Consider the following 14,906-nt stretch of genomic DNA (forward strand, 5'->3'; position numbering starts at 1 on the left):
CAAATCGTCAAGGGGCGCTGGCGACCTTGGCCGGCGGGGTCCAGATCACATCCTTGATGCTCAAGGGCTTGGGAATCAGCTTGAGCGTCTTGAAGGTGTCGGCGATCTTCTGCTGGGCAGCGATCACTTGCGGGGTCAGGAAGGCAGCGCCGTAGCCCTGGCGCTTGACCGAAGTCAGGGTGATGTCGGCCGGCAGGCCGAGCAGCGGCGCGACCTGGTCAGTGACTTCCTGCGGGTTGGCCTTGGACCACTCGCCCACCGCGCGCACTTCATCGACCAGCGCGCTGATCACTTCAGGGTGCTTTTGCGCATAAGGCTTGGTCGCCAGGTAGAACTGGTGGTTGTCGACGATGCCCTGGCCATCGCGCAGGGTGCGCGCCTGCAGCTGCTGCTCGGCAGCCGCCTGGTACGGGTCCCAGATCACCCAGGCATCGACGCTGCCGCGCTCGAAGGCGGCGCGGGCATCGGCGGGCGGCAGGAACACCGGCTGGATGTCGCTGTACTTGAGGCCGGCGTCTTCCAGGGCGCGGACCAGCAGGTAGTGAACGTTGGAGCCTTTGTTCAGCGCGACTTTCTTGCCCTTGAGTTCCTTCACCGACTGGATCGGCGAGCCCTTGGGCACCAGGATCGCTTCGCTGTGCGGCGCCGGCGGCTCGTAGGCGACATACAGCAGGTCGGCGCCAGCGGCCTGGGCGAACACCGGCGGGGTTTCGCCGGTGACGCCGAAGTCGATCGAGCCGACGTTCAGGCCTTCGAGCAGTTGCGGGCCACCGGGAAATTCAGTCCATTGCACCTGCACGCCCTGGGCGGCAAGGCGTTTTTCCAGCGTGCCCTTGGCTTTGAGCAACACCAGGGTGCCGTACTTCTGGTAACCGATACGCAGGCTTTCAGCCTGGGCTTGAGTAATGGCGCCGAAGGACACAGCCGCAGCAAACAGAGCGACCAGACCACGACGCAAAATGACAGTGCGCATAGCGCTCTCCTTTGCTGTTGGGGTTCAGGCTGCACCTGCTTGCCCGTTGGCGGGCGAGTAAGGTGGAAATTACAGGTAACGGGTGGTAAGCCTCAGATGCTCCAGCGAGCACTGAGCAGACGTTCATTCAACACGCCCGGGGCGACCGGTTTGGGTCGACGCGCCAGGGCGCTGTGGAACAGTTCGAGCGATTCCAGCAGGCGCTGCTCCAGCGCCGGCGCCAGTTGCGCGGCGGCACTGCCTTCGCCGTAGGCGATCTGGCTGTCGTCGGCGAAGATGCCTTGCAGGGTTTCCTGGGCCTTGAGCGCAGACAGTACCGGCTTGAGCGCGTAGTCCACAGCGAGCATGTGGGCGATGCTGCCGCCGGTTGCGATCGGCAGCACCACCTTGTGGTTCAGGGCGCGTTCGGGCAGCAGGTCGAGCAGGGTTTTCAGCGCACCGGCAAACGAAGCCTTGTACACCGGAGTGGCAACCACCAAGCCGTCGGCCTGCTCTACCAACTGCAGAAAATGCTGCACCCTGGGGCTGTCGAAGCGTGCATGCAGCAGGTCTTCGGCGGGAAAGTCGCGCACCTGGAATGTCACCACTTCCACGCCCTGGCCCTGCAGCCACTGGCGGCTGCGCTCAAGCAGGACGCCGGAGCGCGAACGCAGACTGGGACTACCACCGAGAGAAACAACCAGCATTGGAGCGCATCCTTGATCGTGTTCTAGAGGGCCGCGAGTTGCAGTTCTCGCTGGAGTGGAGTGACCTTAACAGCTCGATACATATATCTATAAATCATATTTTTTCATTTGTTTATTCTTTATGGAACTATAGGGGCATCGCGGGGCAAGCCCGCTCCTACCGGCCTCCAGGGGAATAAAAAAAGGGCCGTAAACGGCCCGAGTTCCCTGCTATGGCTAAAGATCAACGATTGGGTTGCGGGGTCAGGCGCAGGTATGGCTTGACCGCCCGGTAACCCTTGGGAAAGCGGCGCTTGATTTCGTCTTCATCCTTGAGCGATGGCACGATCACCACTTCGTCACCGTCCTGCCAGTTGGCCGGGGTGGCAACCTTGTGGTTGTCGGTCAGTTGCAGCGAATCGATTACCCGCAAGATCTCGTGAAAGTTGCGCCCGGTGCTGGCCGGGTAGGTGATGGTCAGGCGGATCTTCTTGTTCGGGTCGATGACGAACAGGGAACGCACCGTCAGGGTGTCGCTGGCATTGGGATGAATCAGGTCGTAGAGGTCGGAAACCTTGCGATCGGCATCAGCCAGGATCGGGAAGTTGACGACAGTGTTCTGGGTTTCGTTGATGTCTTCGATCCAGCGGTGGTGCGAATCGACCGGGTCCACCGACAGGGCAATGGCCTTGACTCCGCGCTCGGCGAACTGCTCTTTGAGCTTGGCGGTGAAACCCAGTTCGGTGGTGCACACCGGAGTAAAGTCGGCCGGATGGGAGAACAGCACGCCCCAGCTGTCGCCCAGCCATTCGTGGAAGCGGATCTTGCCGGCGCTGGAATCCTGTTCGAAGTCGGGGGCGATATCGCCGAGTCTGAGGCTCATGGTGCGGCTCCTTGGCTGGGTTCGTTATGGCTTCACTGTGCCTGCTTCCTGCTGAAATTAAAAAGAATAAATATCGATTTATTTAGAACTAACAGAAATATCAAAAAACAGGCAAAACAACGCCCGCGCGGCACAGGGCCGGGCGGGCGCGCTTTTCTCGCCTTACAGCAGCGGGATGGAGTAGCTGAGGATCAGACGGTTTTCGTCCTGGTCCTTGGTGTTGGCAATGTCGCTGCGCCAGGTGGCGTTTTTCCACATGATGCCCAGGCCCTTGAGGGTGCCTTCCGGTACCACGTAGGCCACGGTGATATCACGTTCCCACTCGGTACGGTCACCGATTGCCGAATCGATGTTATCGCCTTTGAGGTAGGTGACGCCGGCAGTAGCGCCCGCCAGGCCGACCTTGGCGAAATCGTAGGAGTAGCGAGCCTGCCAGGTACGCTCACCGGCACGGCCGAACTTCTGGATCTGCGAGTCGGTGATGGTGTAGTTGGACGAGCCGTCACCCTGGTTCAGCCAAGGGAAGTCGCTGTCACCGCTGGAGACCTGGTAACCGCCACCGAAGGTGTGACCCTGGACGGTGTAGAGGAACAGGGCGCTGTACAGATCGTTATCAACCTTGCCCTTGGTGCCGTTGCCGTACCAGCCGCTGGTGAAGTAGGCCGGATCGTTGCTGTTGGCGCCGTCGTCGGTGCTGTGGAAGTAACGGAAGTCGGACTTCAGCACGCCCGGGCCAATTGCCCAGTTGTGTACCGCACCGAGGAAGTGCTGTTTGTAGAAGTCTTCCAGGTTGCCGTAGTAGTACTGCAGCAGCAGGTCCTTGGTGACCTTGTAGTCGGCACCGGCGTAGAGGAACTTGTTGCTGAACTTGCCGGTACGGGCGTTGTTGGCGCCAGCAATCGACATTTCTTCGTTGTTGCTGGAGTTACGGCCTTTGACGTGCTCGATCTGACCACCGATCAGGGTCAGGTCCTTGAACTCGTTCGAGGTGATCTGACCACCTTCGAAGGTTTGCGGCAGCAGGCGACCGTCGTTGTACGAAATGACCGGCAGCTTCGGCAGCAGGGTACCGTAGCGCAATTCGGTCTGGGAAATCTTGGCCTTGGCGGTCAGGCCCAGGCTGGAGTATTCGTCGACTGCACGACCGCTGCTGTCGGTCGGGAACACCGAGCCGGCGTAGGAGGCGCTGGTCGGGTTGCCATGACGACCCTTGCCCGAGTCCAGACGCACGCCCAACAGGGCAATAGCGTCAACACCAAAGCCGACGGTGCCCTGGGTGAAGCCCGAGGCGTAATCGACCTGGAAGCCCTGACCCCATTCTTCCTGGTAGTTGGTGCTGGTGTTGGTACCGTGGTTACGGTTGTCGGTGTTGATATAGAAGTTGCGCAGCTTCAGTGTTGCCTTGCTGTCTTCGATGAAGCCGGCAGCACCCGCCTGCTGGGCCAGAACCCCAACGGCCACGGCAAGTGCCAAGGTGGACTTGTACATGTTTTGCTCCTCTACGTTCTAATTCTTGTGTGTCGCTTACGGCAGGATCTTTGTGTCCCGCTCGACGTCGATGGGCGATTAGCACCAAAGGGTGACCGTCAAGTCAATCGTAACTATTCATTTCACTACTTTGGTCTAATGCACCAGCGGTGGGGGTGAAGGATAATGACAATCCTATAAATCCAAAAAGACTTATTTCGTAATTTTTCAGATTATTACGGAATATCACCCAAGATTTTTCTTCGCTGCCGTTATCGGCACATAAGCTAATTCCTAAAGGATATTTCAAAGCGGTTTTTTAGATCGCTTAGCTTCGTCGATCCTTCCCCTTCGACAAAGTAGCCCTCATGGCCAGGCCATCATTGCGTTTCCTCTGCGCCCTGACCTTGACCAGCGTCACTTTTGTCGCCCAGGCCGATGGCGCCTATAGGCTGGAGCGGGCTTGCCCCGCGATGACTCCCCCCTTTCGCAAGCCTTAAATCAATTGGCTCCTAAGCTAATGCTAATAAGTTATTTATTTTAACTTTCTTAGATCATCTAGTCTTATCCCACACCAACACAATCGCCCGCCTGACAAGGAGTTAACCATGACCCTGCATGCTCCCCTGCGCCTGTTCGCCGCCCTGACCCTGGCCGGCACCAGCTGGTTTGCCCAGGCGGCCGACCTGACGGTGGCCTACCAGACCACCGTCGACCCGGCGAAAGTCGCCCAGGTCGACGGCACCTACGAGAAAACCAGCAAGGCCGATATCGACTGGCGCAAATTCGACAGCGGCGCCGACGTGATCACCGCCGTGGCCTCCGGCGACGTGCAGATCGGCTACCTCGGCTCCAGCCCGCTGGCCGCCGCTGCGACCCGCAAACTGCCGGTGGAAACCTTCCTGATCGCCACCCAGATCGGCGCAGCCGAAGCCCTGGTCGCCCGCGACGGCGCCGGCATCAACTCGCCACAGGACCTGATCGGCAAGAAGATTGCCGTGCCGTTCGTCTCCACCGGTCACTACAGCCTGCTGGCCGCACTCAAGCAATGGAACATCGACCCGGCCAAGGTACAGATCCTCAACCTCGCGCCACCGGCAATCATCGCCGCCTGGAAGCGCGGCGACATCGACGCCACCTACGTCTGGGACCCGGCCCTGGGCGTGGCCAAGGAAAACGGAAAGGTGCTGATCACCTCCGCTGAGTTGGCCGAAAAAGGCGCGCCGACTTTCGATGCCTGGATCGTGCGCAAGGACTTCGCCGCCAAGCACCCGGAGATCGTCAAGGCCTTCGCCAAGGTCACCCTGGATGCCTACGCCGACTACCGCAAGGACCCGCAAGCGTGGCTGGCAAACCAGAGTAACGTCGACAAGCTGGTCAAGCTCTCCGGCGCCAAGGCGGCTGACATCCCTGGCCTGCTGCAAGGCAACGTGTTCCCGCTGGCCGCCGACCAGGTCGCAGCACTCGGTGCACCGACCACCCAGGCAATCACCGACACCGCCACCTTCCTCAAGGAGCAAGGCAAGGTCGAAGCGGTGCTGCCGGACTACGCGCCTTACGTCAGCGCCAAATTCATCGCCAACTGAGACTCGGAGCAGACCATGGCCCTGTTACAACTGGAGCGCATCAGCGCACAGTACCCCGGCGCGGCCGAGCCGGTGCTGGCCGATATCAACCTGAGCCTGGGCCCGCAGCAATTGCTGGTGGCCCTCGGCCCTTCGGGCAGCGGCAAGACCTCGTTGCTCAACCTGATTGCCGGTTTCGTGGCGCCCAGCAGTGGCCGTATCACCCTCGACGGCGAGCCGGTACAAGGTCCGGGCGCCGAGCGCGGCGTGGTGTTCCAGGACGATGCTCTACTGCCCTGGCAAGACGTGCTGGCTAACGTCGCCTTCGGCCTGGAACTGGCCGGCGTGCCACGCGCCAGCCGCGAGAAAAAGGCCCGCGAAATGCTCGCCCTGGTCGACCTGGCGGACTTCGGCAACCGGCGCATCTGGCAATTGTCCGGTGGCCAGAAGCAGCGCGTGGGCCTGGCCCGGGCGCTGGCGGCCGATCCGCGGGTACTGCTGATGGACGAGCCGTTCGGCGCGCTGGATGCCTTTACCCGTGAACAGATGCAGGAGTTGCTGTTGCAGGTCTGGCAGCGTACCGCCAAGCCGGTATTCCTGATTACCCACGACATTGAAGAGGCGGTGTTCCTCGCCACCGAACTGCTGTTGCTGGCGCCGAACCCCGGGCAGATCGTCGAACGCCTGCAACTGGACTTTGGCCAGCGCTACAGCGCCGGCGAGTCGGCCCGTTCGATCAAGTCCGACCCGCGCTTTATCGAAACCCGCGAGCACGTGCTGGCCCGGGTGTTCTCCCAACGCAGTGCCGCAACGCGGCAGGAGTCCGCATGAGCAGCCTGGATGTCCCGGTAGCGAGCAAACGCACCGCCAGCCACACTGCGCCGAGCAAACCCCGGCGCAGCCTGAGCACCCGCTGGATCAGCGGCCTGACCCTGGCCACGCTGTTGCTGCTGTGGTGGGCGGTGACCGCCGCCGAATGGATCGAGCCACTTTTTTTGCCCTCGCCGGAAGCGGTGCTGGGCAAGGCCTGGTTGCTGCTGACCCAGGGCTACATGGAGTCCACCCTGTGGCAGCACCTGGGCGCCAGCCTGCAACGTATCGGCCTGGCCCTTGGCGCGGCGATTGTCACGGCAATCCCGATCGGCATCGCCATCGGCCATAACCGTATCGCCCGCGGCATTCTCGACCCGCTGATCGAGTTCTACCGGCCGATTCCGCCCCTGGCCTACCTGCCGCTGATCGTGATCTGGTGCGGTATCGGCGAGCTGTCGAAAGTGCTGCTTATTTACCTGGCGATCTTCGCTCCGATCGCCATTGCCACCGCCACTGGCGTGCGCACCGTCGACCCGACCAGGCTGCGCGCGGCGCAGTCGCTGGGCGCCACCCGTTGGCAGCTGATTCGCCACGTGATTTTGCCCAGCGCCCTGCCCGACATTCTTACCGGCGTACGCATTGGCCTGGGGGTTGGCTGGTCGACCCTGGTGGCCGCCGAGCTGATCGCCGCCACCAGCGGCCTGGGTTTCATGGTGCAGTCGGCGGCGCAGTTTTTGGTCACCGACGTGGTGGTGCTGGGCATCCTGGTGATCGCCTTGATTGCCTTCGCCCTGGAAATGGGCCTGCGCGCCCTGCAGCGCAAGCTGGTGCCCTGGCACGGCCAGAGCCATTGAAAACGAACAGAGAACAACCATGAGCCTGACCATTACCCCGCTGAGCCCGGCGCTCGGCGCCCAGATCAGCGGCATCGACCTCAGCCGCGAAATCAACAAAGAACAACGCGACACCATCGAACAGGCGCTGCTCAAGCACCAGGTACTGTTCTTTCGCGACCAGCCGATCAACCCGCAGCAGCAGGCCGATTTCGCCGCGCGCTTTGGCGACCTGCATATCCATCCGATCTACCCCAATGTGCCGGAAACCCCGCAGGTGCTGGTGCTCGACACCGCCGTCACCGACGTGCGCGACAACGCCATCTGGCACACCGACGTGACCTTCCTGCCAACCCCGGCACTGGGTGCGGTGCTCAGTGCCAAGCAACTGCCGGCCTACGGTGGCGATACCTTGTGGGCCAGTGGCATTGCTGCCTTTGAGGCACTGTCGGCACCGCTGCAGCAGCTGTTGGCTGGCCTCACCGCCACCCATGATTTCACCAAGTCGTTCCCGCTGGAGCGTTTCGGCACCACCCCTGAGGACCTGGCGCGCTGGGAAACGGCACGGCGTAACAACCCGCCGCTGTCGCACCCGGTAATCCGTACCCACCCGGTGAGCAAGCGCAAGGCACTGTTCGTCAATGAGGGCTTCACCACCCGCATCAACGAACTGAGCGAGGCTGAAAGCGAGGCGATTCTCAAGCTGCTGTTCGCCCACGCGACCCGCCCGGAGTTCACCATTCGCTGGCGCTGGCAGGAAAACGACGTGGCGTTCTGGGATAACCGCGTGACCCAGCATTACGCGGTGGATGATTACCGGCCGGCGCGGCGGGTAATGCACCGGGCGACGATTCTCGGGGATGCGCCGTTTTAAGAGCCATCGCGGTCTTGCCCGCTCCCAGCAGTCCACACTGTGGGAGCGGGCAAGACCGCGATGCTTTTAGCGCACCAGATGCAAGAACTGCATATGCCGTTCGTACTGGTCAAGAATGTCGTTGATGATCTGCTCCTTGCTGTAGCCCACCAGGTCATAGTCCTGGCTGCCCTCGCTCAGGTGCACCTCGGCGCGGTAGTAACGACGGTTCTTCAGCTCCTGGGTACCCAGGCCGCCCAAGGCAAATGACGGCGTGAAGTAACCGCGCATCTGCACCTGGTAAATGAACGGCTGCTCTTCGCCATGGCCGATCTTCAAACTGACGTTGTCGTGGCTCGGGTCTTCCTGGGTGATGACGTGCAGGCCCTTCTCGCTAAACACCTCGGTCACTTCGGCAATCGCCGGGCGCACCACGTCGTCCATGAAGCGGTACACCTCGTCGCGTGACGGGAAGTGCACGGCCTGGCTCAGGCGCTGACGCCAGCCACCGCGGCCGCGCCGCGAATTGGCGAACGGCGCCAGCGAATGCAACTGGGCGATCTGTCGTTGCGACTCCAGATAAAACGCCTTGTGCAGGCCCCACATCATCAGCAACAAGATCACCGAGAACGGCAGCGAGGTGAGCACTACCGCCGATTTCAGCGAATCGATACTGCCGGCGAACAGCAAACCGCTGGTCACCAGTGCGGTCATCGCGCCCCAGAACACCCGCAGCCAGTTCGGCCCGTCTTCATCGGCATTGCCGCCACGGGCGGAGAGGGTCGAGAGCACCACGGTGCCGGAGTCTGCCGAGGTGACGAAGAACACGAAGCTGATGAACACCGTGACGGCGATCACCGCCTTGCTCCACGGGTAGGTTTCCAGCAACAGGTAGAGGGTCATCGACGGGTTGTCGAGGGCCGACTGGCCCAGCGCGGTCATGCCGTGCTCGAGCACCTGGAACAGCGCGCTGTTACCAAAGATCGACATCCACGCCAGAGTGAAGCCCAGCGGAATCAGCAGCACGCCGAAGACGAACTCGCGGATGGTCCGGCCGCGGGAAATCCGCGCGATGAACAGGCCGACAAACGGCGCCCAGGCAATCCACCAGGCCCAGTAGAACACCGTCCAGCCGCCCAGCCACTCATTGGCCTGGTTGTAGGCGTAAACGTCAAAGCTCTTGCGCGGCAAGGCGCCAAGATAGTCACCGAGGTTCTGGATCAGGGTGTTGAACAGGTGCTGGGTAGGGCCGGCGAACAGCACGAACAGCAGCAGCGCGCAGGCCAGGAACATGTTGATGTCGGACATCACCCGCACGCCCTTCTCGACCCCGGCAACCGCCACCGCGACCGCCGCGCCCATCATCAGGGTGATGAGGATCACCTGCACCCACTGGGTGTGCGGCACGCCGAACAGGTAGTCCAGGCCGGAGTTCAGGTGCAACACGCCAAAGCCCATGTCGGCGCCCAGGCCGAACACCGTGGCGATGATGCCGAAGCCGTCGACGGCGTAACCAATCGGGCCGTTGATGCGCTTGCCGATCAACGGATACAGCGCCGAGCGCAGGGCCAGCGGCAGGTTATGGCGGTAGGCGAAATAGGCCAGGGCCATGCCGACAAAGGCGAACACCCCCCAGCCGTGCAGACCCCAGTGCAGGAACAGCAACTGCATGGCCTGGCGCCCGGCCTCGACCGTGCCGGCCTCGCCTTGCGGCGGCTGCAGCATGTGGGTCAGGGGTTCGGAGACGCAGAAGAAGAACAGGGTAATGCTGATGCCGGCGGCGAACAGCATGCCGGCCCAGGACAGGTAGCTGAACTCGGGCTCGTCGTGGTCGGCACCGAGCTTGATCTTGCCGTAGCCAGACAAGGCGGTGACCACCACGAAGACCAGGTACAGGGTCATCGCCAGCATGTAGTACCAGCCAACGGTGTTGGCTGCCCAGTTCTGCGCCGCCAGCAGCCACTCGCCAGCGGCTTGCGGGTTGCTGATGACCACCAGGCCGAATATCAGGATAAAGCTCGCCGCGAAGTAGAAAACCGGCGGGTTCATGCGGATCTTGCCGCTGGATTCGGAGCTGGGTGCACTCATTGGTTGTGCACCTCGCCGAGGGGGGAGAAGCTTGGATTGAACGGGTTCAGCAAAGGGTTTCCTCCTGTTGAACACCGGCAGCGGACCACCGTTTTAACTTGAACAAGCGTTCAAGTTAAACATGGATGGGGGTCGCGATGCGACCCGTTGCCGCAAGCCAAGCCTCGGATCGCCTACTTCTGGGTACCGTCATCATGCTGCAGATTGGCCTGGGTCAGGTTGCTGCCCGGCGCCACGCTGCGGGTCAGCCAGACGTTACCGCCGATGGTCGAACCCTTGCCAATGGTGATTCGTCCCAGAATAGTCGCGCCGGCATAAATCACCACGTCGTCCTCGACAATCGGGTGGCGCGGATGGCCCTTCTGCAACTGCCCGTCCTCGTCCGCAGGGAAGCGCTTGGCGCCCAGGGTCACGGCCTGGTAGATGCGTACCCGCTCGCCGATGATCGCCGTTTCGCCGATCACCACGCCGGTACCGTGGTCGATGAAGAAGCTCGGGCCGATCTGCGCCCCCGGGTGAATGTCGATGCCGGTGGCCGAATGCGCCAGCTCCGAGCTGATCCGCGCCAGCAATGGCAGGCCAGCGCGGTACAGATGGTGGGCCAGGCGGTGGTGAATCACCGCGAGGATGCCCGGGTAGCACAGCAGCACTTCATCGACGCTGCGCGCCGCCGGGTCGCCATGAAAAGCGGCCAGCACATCGGTATCGAGGATGCTGCGCAGGCTTGGCAGGGCGGCGGCAAAGTCCTGGATCAGGCGCAGCGCCGTGGCGTCGATCTCGGCCGTGGCCTGCTTGCCGTGGCGCGCCACATAGCGCAGCTCCAGGCGCGCCTGGGCGAGCAAGGCGGTCAGCGCGGCATCGAGGGTATGGCCAACATAGAAGTCTTCGCTCTCTTCACGCAGGTCGACCGGGCCCAGGCGCATGGGGAACAGGGCACCACACAACTGCTCGAGAATATGGCGCATGGCCTCGCGTGACGGCAGCTCGCGGCCGCCCTGCTCGCCGCTGCTGCGCCCGTTACTGCTGCGCCACTGGTCGCGGGCGGCACGCAGCTGGCCGACGATGGTTTGCAACTGCCAATGCCCTGTTTGCGCGTTGTCGCTCACGATTACCTCTCCTGCTGCAGCGGCGGTCGGTGGATGGTGGTGCCGCCGAAGTGCCGATTACTTTACGGCAATTTCCTGCGACAGAAAAAATAACCCTTTATTCCAGAACGCAATAAAGGCGGCATAAGCACGGGAGTTGCCCACCTGCCCGAGGCTGCCTATAGTCGAATTTTACCTAGCCGACGTGACCTCATGATCGACCGACAGCTTGCCCGCTTCAATCGTCTGGACCTGCTTGGCGCCCCCACCGCGCTGGAAAAACTGCATCGGCTGTCGGCCTGGGCTGGCCGCGACATCTACGTCAAACGCGACGATTGCACGCCGTTGGCGCTGGGCGGCAACAAGCTGCGCAAGCTCGAATACCTGGCCGCCGATGCCCTGGCCAAGGGCGCCGACACCCTGGTGACCGCAGGCGCCATCCAGTCCAACCATGTGCGCCAGACCGCGGCGCTGGCCGCGCAACTGGGCCTGGCCTGCGTAGCCTTGCTGGAAAACCCGATCGGTACCGATTCGCTCAACTACCAGCACAACGGCAACCGCCTGTTGCTGGAGCTGTTCGACGCCAAGGTCGAGCTGGTCGATAACCTCGACAATGCCGACGAACAACTGCAGGCCCTGGCCGTGCGCCTGCACGCCAGCGGCCGCAAGCCCTACATCGTGCCGATTGGCGGCTCCAATGCCCTCGGTGCCCTGGGGTATGTCCGCGCGGGCCTGGAGCTGGCCGAACAGATCGAACATTGCGGCGAGCAGTTCGCCGGGGTGCTGCTGGCCTCCGGCAGTGCCGGTACCCACAGCGGCCTGGCCATCGCCCTGGCAGAAAAACTGCCGAAGCTGCCGGTGATCGGCGTCACCGTGTCGCGCAGCGACGAAGACCAGCGGCCGAAAGTCCAGGGTCTGGCCGAGCGCACCGCCGAGCTGCTGGGCCTGCGCCTGCCGGCCACGTTCAAGATCGAATTGTGGGATGAGTACTTCGCCCCGCGCTATGGCGAACCGAATGCCGGCACCCTCGCCGCCATCCGCCTGCTGGCCAGCCAGGAAGGCTTGCTGCTCGACCCGGTGTACACCGGCAAGGCCATGGCCGGGCTGCTCGATGGCATTGCCCGCCAGCGATTCGATGACGGCCCGCTGATTTTTCTGCATACCGGTGGGGCCCCGGCATTATTCGCCTACCCTGAGGTCTGGAACGGCTAATTAATATAGTTTGAAATAATATAAGAAAATGAATTTATATTATTTTTAAGACTAAAAGCGTCACCCTATAGTCAGCGCCACACTCACAACAACATTGGGGCTAACCATGAAGATTTCCGCTTTCGGTAAACAGGCAGTCGCCGCAGGCCTCGGCCTGCTGCTCGGCGCCAGCCTGCTCGGCCATGCTGTCGCTGGTGAGCAACTGCAGCAGATCAAAGACAAGGGCGTGATCAACATCGGCCTTGAAGGCACTTATCCACCGTTCAGCTTCGTCGACGCCGACGGCAAGCTGGCCGGCTTCGAAGTGGAGCTTTCCGAAGCCCTGGCCAAGGAGTTGGGAGTCAAGGTCAAGCTGCAGCCGACCAAGTGGGATGGCATCCTCGCAGCACTTGAGTCCAAGCGCCTGGACGCGGTGGTGAACCAGGTGACCATCTCCGATGAGCGCAAGAAAAAGTACGATTTCTCCGCGCCCTACACCATTTCCGGGATTCAGGCGCTGGTGCTGACGAAAAAGGCCGCCGAGCTGAACATCAAGTCCGCTGCCGACCTGGGCGGCAAGAAAGTCGGCGTGGGCCTGGGCACCAACTACGAACAGTGGGTCAAAGCCAACGTGCCGACCGCGGACGTGCGCACCTACGAAGACGATCCGACCAAGTTCCAGGACCTGCGCGTCGGCCGTATCGACGCCATCCTGATCGACCGTCTGGCCGCCCTGGAATACGCCAAGAAAGCCAAGGACACCACCGCCGCCGGTGACGCCTTCTCCCGCCAGGAAGCCGGTATTGCCCTGCGCAAAGGCGAGCCGGAACTGCTGGCAGCAGTGAACAAAGCTCTCGACAAGCTGCGCGCCGACGGCACACTGAAAAAGCTTTCGGAAAAGTACTTCAACGCTGACGTCACTCAATAATGGAAGCAGCTTTGCAACTGGCGCTGGAGTCCGCGCCCTTTTTGCTCAAGGGCGCGTATTACACGGTCATTCTCAGCCTCGGCGGGATGTTCTTCGGCCTGCTGCTGGGCTTTGGCCTGGCGCTGATGCGCCTGTCGTCGATCAAACTGCTGAGCTGGACGGCGCGGGTCTACGTGTCGTTCTTTCGCGGCACGCCGCTGCTGGTGCAGCTGTTCATGATCTACTACGGCCTGCCGCAACTGGGCATCGAGCTCGACCCGCTGCCCGCAGCATTGATCGGCTTCTCGCTGAACATGGCCGCCTATGCCTGTGAAATTCTCCGCGCCGCGATCAGTTCCATCGACCGCGGCCAGTGGGAGGCTGCCGCCAGCATCGGCATGACCCGTGGCCAGGCCATGCGCCGGGCAATCCTGCCGCAAGCGGCGCGCACCGCCTTGCCGCCACTGGGCAACAGCTTTATTTCGCTGGTCAAGGACACCGCCCTGGCCGCCACCATCCAGGTGCCGGAGCTGTTCCGCCAGGCGCAGCTGATTACTGCGCGCACCTTCGAGATCTTCACCATGTACCTTGCCGCCGCACTGATCTACTGGGTGCTGGCCAGCGTTCTCGCGCACCTGCAGAACCGCCTGGAAGCGCGGGTCAACCGGCACGACCAGGAGTCCTGAGGCATGATCGAGGTACAACGACTGAGCAAGCAGTTCAACGGCCAGACCGTGCTCGATGACATCAGCCTCAAGGTTGAGGCCGGCGAGGTGATCGCCATCATCGGCCCCAGCGGCTCGGGCAAGACCACCTTCCTGCGTTGCCTGAACCTGCTAGAAACCCCCAGCAGCGGGCGCATCAAGGTCGGCAAGGTAGAAATCGACGCCAACCGCCCGCTGGGCCAGCAAAGCGGGCTGATCCGCCAGTTGCGCCAGGAAGTCGGCTTCGTGTTTCAGAACTTCAACCTGTTCCCCCATCGTACGGCGCTGGAGAACGTCATCGAAGGCCCGCTGGTGGTCAAGAAAACTCCGCACGAACAAGCCGTGGCCCTGGGCATGAAGCTGCTGGCCAAGGTCGGCCTGGCCGGCAAGGAAGCCGCCTACCCGCGCAAGCTCTCCGGCGGCCAGCAACAGCGGGTGGCGATTGCCCGGGCCCTGGCGATGGAGCCGGAAGTGATCCTCTTCGATGAGCCGACCTCGGCGCTCGACCCCGAGCTGGTCGGCGAGGTGTTGGCGACCATTCGTGGCCTGGCTGAAGAAAAGCGCACCATGATCATCGTCACCCATGAGATGAGCTTTGCCCGCGACGTGGCCAACCGGGTGATCTTCTTCGACAAGGGCGTGATCGTTGAACAGGGCGAAGCCAAGGCGCTGTTCGCCCACCCCAAGGAAGAACGCACGCGCCAGTTCCTGAGTAAATTCCTCGGTACGCAGAACACCGGCTACTGAGTTTTCCCCGGCCTTTTCCCCCCTTCTGACAGCGCCTGCCCAGCCCCGGCAGGCGTTCGTCCAGCGACCGCCAAGTACTTCTATATTTATTCCTAAAAGTTAGTTTATTTAATTTTTATACGCTATTAGGGT

The 14,906-nt window shown here is 62.1% G+C and carries 14 protein-coding genes; 8 read left to right on the forward strand and 6 right to left on the reverse strand.

Annotated elements, in window-relative coordinates:
* Positions 1-7 precede the first annotated feature (7 nt).
* The 4 genes from LOY34_RS25955 to LOY34_RS25970 all read right to left on the reverse strand — a co-directional run bounded on the left by LOY34_RS25955 (position 8) and on the right by LOY34_RS25970 (position 4,009).
* Positions 8-973 (reverse strand): sulfonate ABC transporter substrate-binding protein, encoded by a 966-nt coding sequence (locus LOY34_RS25955; RefSeq protein WP_045201155.1) that lies wholly within the window; start codon positions 971-973, stop codon positions 8-10.
* Between the two features lie 92 nt (positions 974-1,065).
* The gene (gene ssuE / locus LOY34_RS25960) at positions 1,066-1,659 is read right to left on the reverse strand and encodes an NADPH-dependent FMN reductase (protein ID WP_045201154.1); all 594 of its coding nucleotides are present in this window, start codon (positions 1,657-1,659) and stop codon (positions 1,066-1,068) included.
* A 223-nt stretch (positions 1,660-1,882) separates the two neighbouring features.
* A complete protein-coding gene (locus tag LOY34_RS25965; protein WP_045201153.1) occupies positions 1,883-2,521 on the reverse strand; it encodes a peroxiredoxin in 639 nt (212 codons plus the stop codon).
* A 162-nt stretch (positions 2,522-2,683) separates the two neighbouring features.
* Complete coding sequence (locus LOY34_RS25970; protein ID WP_045201152.1) at positions 2,684-4,009, reverse strand: OprD family porin; 1,326 nt, start codon at positions 4,007-4,009, stop codon at positions 2,684-2,686.
* 587 nt (positions 4,010-4,596) lie between these two features.
* On the opposite strand from LOY34_RS25970, the gene tauA reads away from it, so the two are divergent.
* From tauA to tauD, 4 genes are read left to right on the forward strand one after another with little or no spacing between them, the layout of a single operon-like run.
* Positions 4,597-5,574 (forward strand): taurine ABC transporter substrate-binding protein, encoded by a 978-nt coding sequence (gene tauA / locus LOY34_RS25975; protein ID WP_045201151.1) that lies wholly within the window; start codon positions 4,597-4,599, stop codon positions 5,572-5,574.
* Between the two features lie 15 nt (positions 5,575-5,589).
* Complete coding sequence (tauB, locus tag LOY34_RS25980; RefSeq protein ID WP_195885266.1) at positions 5,590-6,384, forward strand: taurine ABC transporter ATP-binding subunit; 795 nt, start codon at positions 5,590-5,592, stop codon at positions 6,382-6,384.
* Positions 6,381-7,220, forward strand: a complete 840-nt coding sequence (gene tauC, locus LOY34_RS25985; RefSeq protein WP_093378363.1) for a taurine ABC transporter permease TauC — start codon at positions 6,381-6,383, stop codon at positions 7,218-7,220. Before tauB ends, tauC begins: the two co-directional genes overlap by 4 nt.
* Before the next feature lie 19 nt (positions 7,221-7,239).
* Positions 7,240-8,073, forward strand: a complete 834-nt coding sequence (tauD, locus tag LOY34_RS25990) for a taurine dioxygenase (RefSeq protein WP_195885267.1) — start codon at positions 7,240-7,242, stop codon at positions 8,071-8,073.
* 66 nt (positions 8,074-8,139) lie between these two features.
* On the opposite strand, the gene betT is transcribed toward tauD, so the two are convergent.
* On the reverse strand, positions 8,140-10,140 hold the full coding sequence (gene betT, locus LOY34_RS25995) for a choline transporter BetT (RefSeq protein WP_045201147.1): 2,001 nt from the start codon (positions 10,138-10,140) through the stop codon (positions 8,140-8,142).
* A 173-nt stretch (positions 10,141-10,313) separates the two neighbouring features.
* The gene (gene epsC / locus LOY34_RS26000) at positions 10,314-11,246 is read right to left on the reverse strand and encodes a serine O-acetyltransferase EpsC (RefSeq protein WP_045201146.1); all 933 of its coding nucleotides are present in this window, start codon (positions 11,244-11,246) and stop codon (positions 10,314-10,316) included.
* 192 nt (positions 11,247-11,438) lie between these two features.
* Here epsC and LOY34_RS26005 point away from each other — a divergent pair, with 192 nt between their 5' ends.
* The 4 genes from LOY34_RS26005 (at position 11,439) to tcyN (ending at position 14,774) form a co-directional block, all read left to right on the forward strand.
* The gene (locus LOY34_RS26005) at positions 11,439-12,437 is read left to right on the forward strand and encodes a D-cysteine desulfhydrase (protein ID WP_045201145.1); all 999 of its coding nucleotides are present in this window, start codon (positions 11,439-11,441) and stop codon (positions 12,435-12,437) included.
* A 106-nt stretch (positions 12,438-12,543) separates the two neighbouring features.
* Positions 12,544-13,344: a cystine ABC transporter substrate-binding protein gene (gene tcyJ, locus LOY34_RS26010; RefSeq protein WP_123565220.1), complete on the forward strand. Its 801-nt coding sequence runs from the start codon at positions 12,544-12,546 to the stop codon at positions 13,342-13,344.
* The gene (gene tcyL / locus LOY34_RS26015; protein ID WP_123565219.1) at positions 13,344-14,009 is read left to right on the forward strand and encodes a cystine ABC transporter permease; all 666 of its coding nucleotides are present in this window, start codon (positions 13,344-13,346) and stop codon (positions 14,007-14,009) included. The genes tcyJ and tcyL overlap by 1 nt, the downstream gene beginning before the upstream one ends.
* Before the next feature lie 3 nt (positions 14,010-14,012).
* Positions 14,013-14,774, forward strand: a complete 762-nt coding sequence (tcyN, locus tag LOY34_RS26020; RefSeq protein ID WP_195885268.1) for an L-cystine ABC transporter ATP-binding protein TcyN — start codon at positions 14,013-14,015, stop codon at positions 14,772-14,774.
* The last annotated feature ends 132 nt before the right edge of the window (positions 14,775-14,906 follow it).

Source organism: Pseudomonas sp. B21-009, from assembly GCF_024749345.1.
GTDB lineage: Bacteria > Pseudomonadota > Gammaproteobacteria > Pseudomonadales > Pseudomonadaceae > Aquipseudomonas.

What these genes read in the sequence shown, in the direction of transcription:
- LOY34_RS25955 (WP_045201155.1), bottom strand. Translation starts at nt 973, where the DNA reads ATGCGCACTGTCATTTTGCGTCGTGGTCTGGTCGCTCTGTTTGCTGCG.
- ssuE (WP_045201154.1), bottom strand. Translation starts at nt 1,659, where the DNA reads ATGCTGGTTGTTTCTCTCGGTGGTAGTCCCAGTCTGCGTTCGCGCTCC.
- LOY34_RS25965 (WP_045201153.1), bottom strand. Translation starts at nt 2,521, where the DNA reads ATGAGCCTCAGACTCGGCGATATCGCCCCCGACTTCGAACAGGATTCC.
- LOY34_RS25970 (WP_045201152.1), bottom strand. Translation starts at nt 4,009, where the DNA reads ATGTACAAGTCCACCTTGGCACTTGCCGTGGCCGTTGGGGTTCTGGCC.
- tauA (WP_045201151.1), top strand. Translation starts at nt 4,597, where the DNA reads ATGACCCTGCATGCTCCCCTGCGCCTGTTCGCCGCCCTGACCCTGGCC.
- tauB (WP_195885266.1), top strand. Translation starts at nt 5,590, where the DNA reads ATGGCCCTGTTACAACTGGAGCGCATCAGCGCACAGTACCCCGGCGCG.
- tauC (WP_093378363.1), top strand. Translation starts at nt 6,381, where the DNA reads ATGAGCAGCCTGGATGTCCCGGTAGCGAGCAAACGCACCGCCAGCCAC.
- tauD (WP_195885267.1), top strand. Translation starts at nt 7,240, where the DNA reads ATGAGCCTGACCATTACCCCGCTGAGCCCGGCGCTCGGCGCCCAGATC.
- betT (WP_045201147.1), bottom strand. Translation starts at nt 10,140, where the DNA reads ATGAGTGCACCCAGCTCCGAATCCAGCGGCAAGATCCGCATGAACCCG.
- LOY34_RS26005 (WP_045201145.1), top strand. Translation starts at nt 11,439, where the DNA reads ATGATCGACCGACAGCTTGCCCGCTTCAATCGTCTGGACCTGCTTGGC.
- tcyJ (WP_123565220.1), top strand. Translation starts at nt 12,544, where the DNA reads ATGAAGATTTCCGCTTTCGGTAAACAGGCAGTCGCCGCAGGCCTCGGC.
- tcyL (WP_123565219.1), top strand. Translation starts at nt 13,344, where the DNA reads ATGGAAGCAGCTTTGCAACTGGCGCTGGAGTCCGCGCCCTTTTTGCTC.
- tcyN (WP_195885268.1), top strand. Translation starts at nt 14,013, where the DNA reads ATGATCGAGGTACAACGACTGAGCAAGCAGTTCAACGGCCAGACCGTG.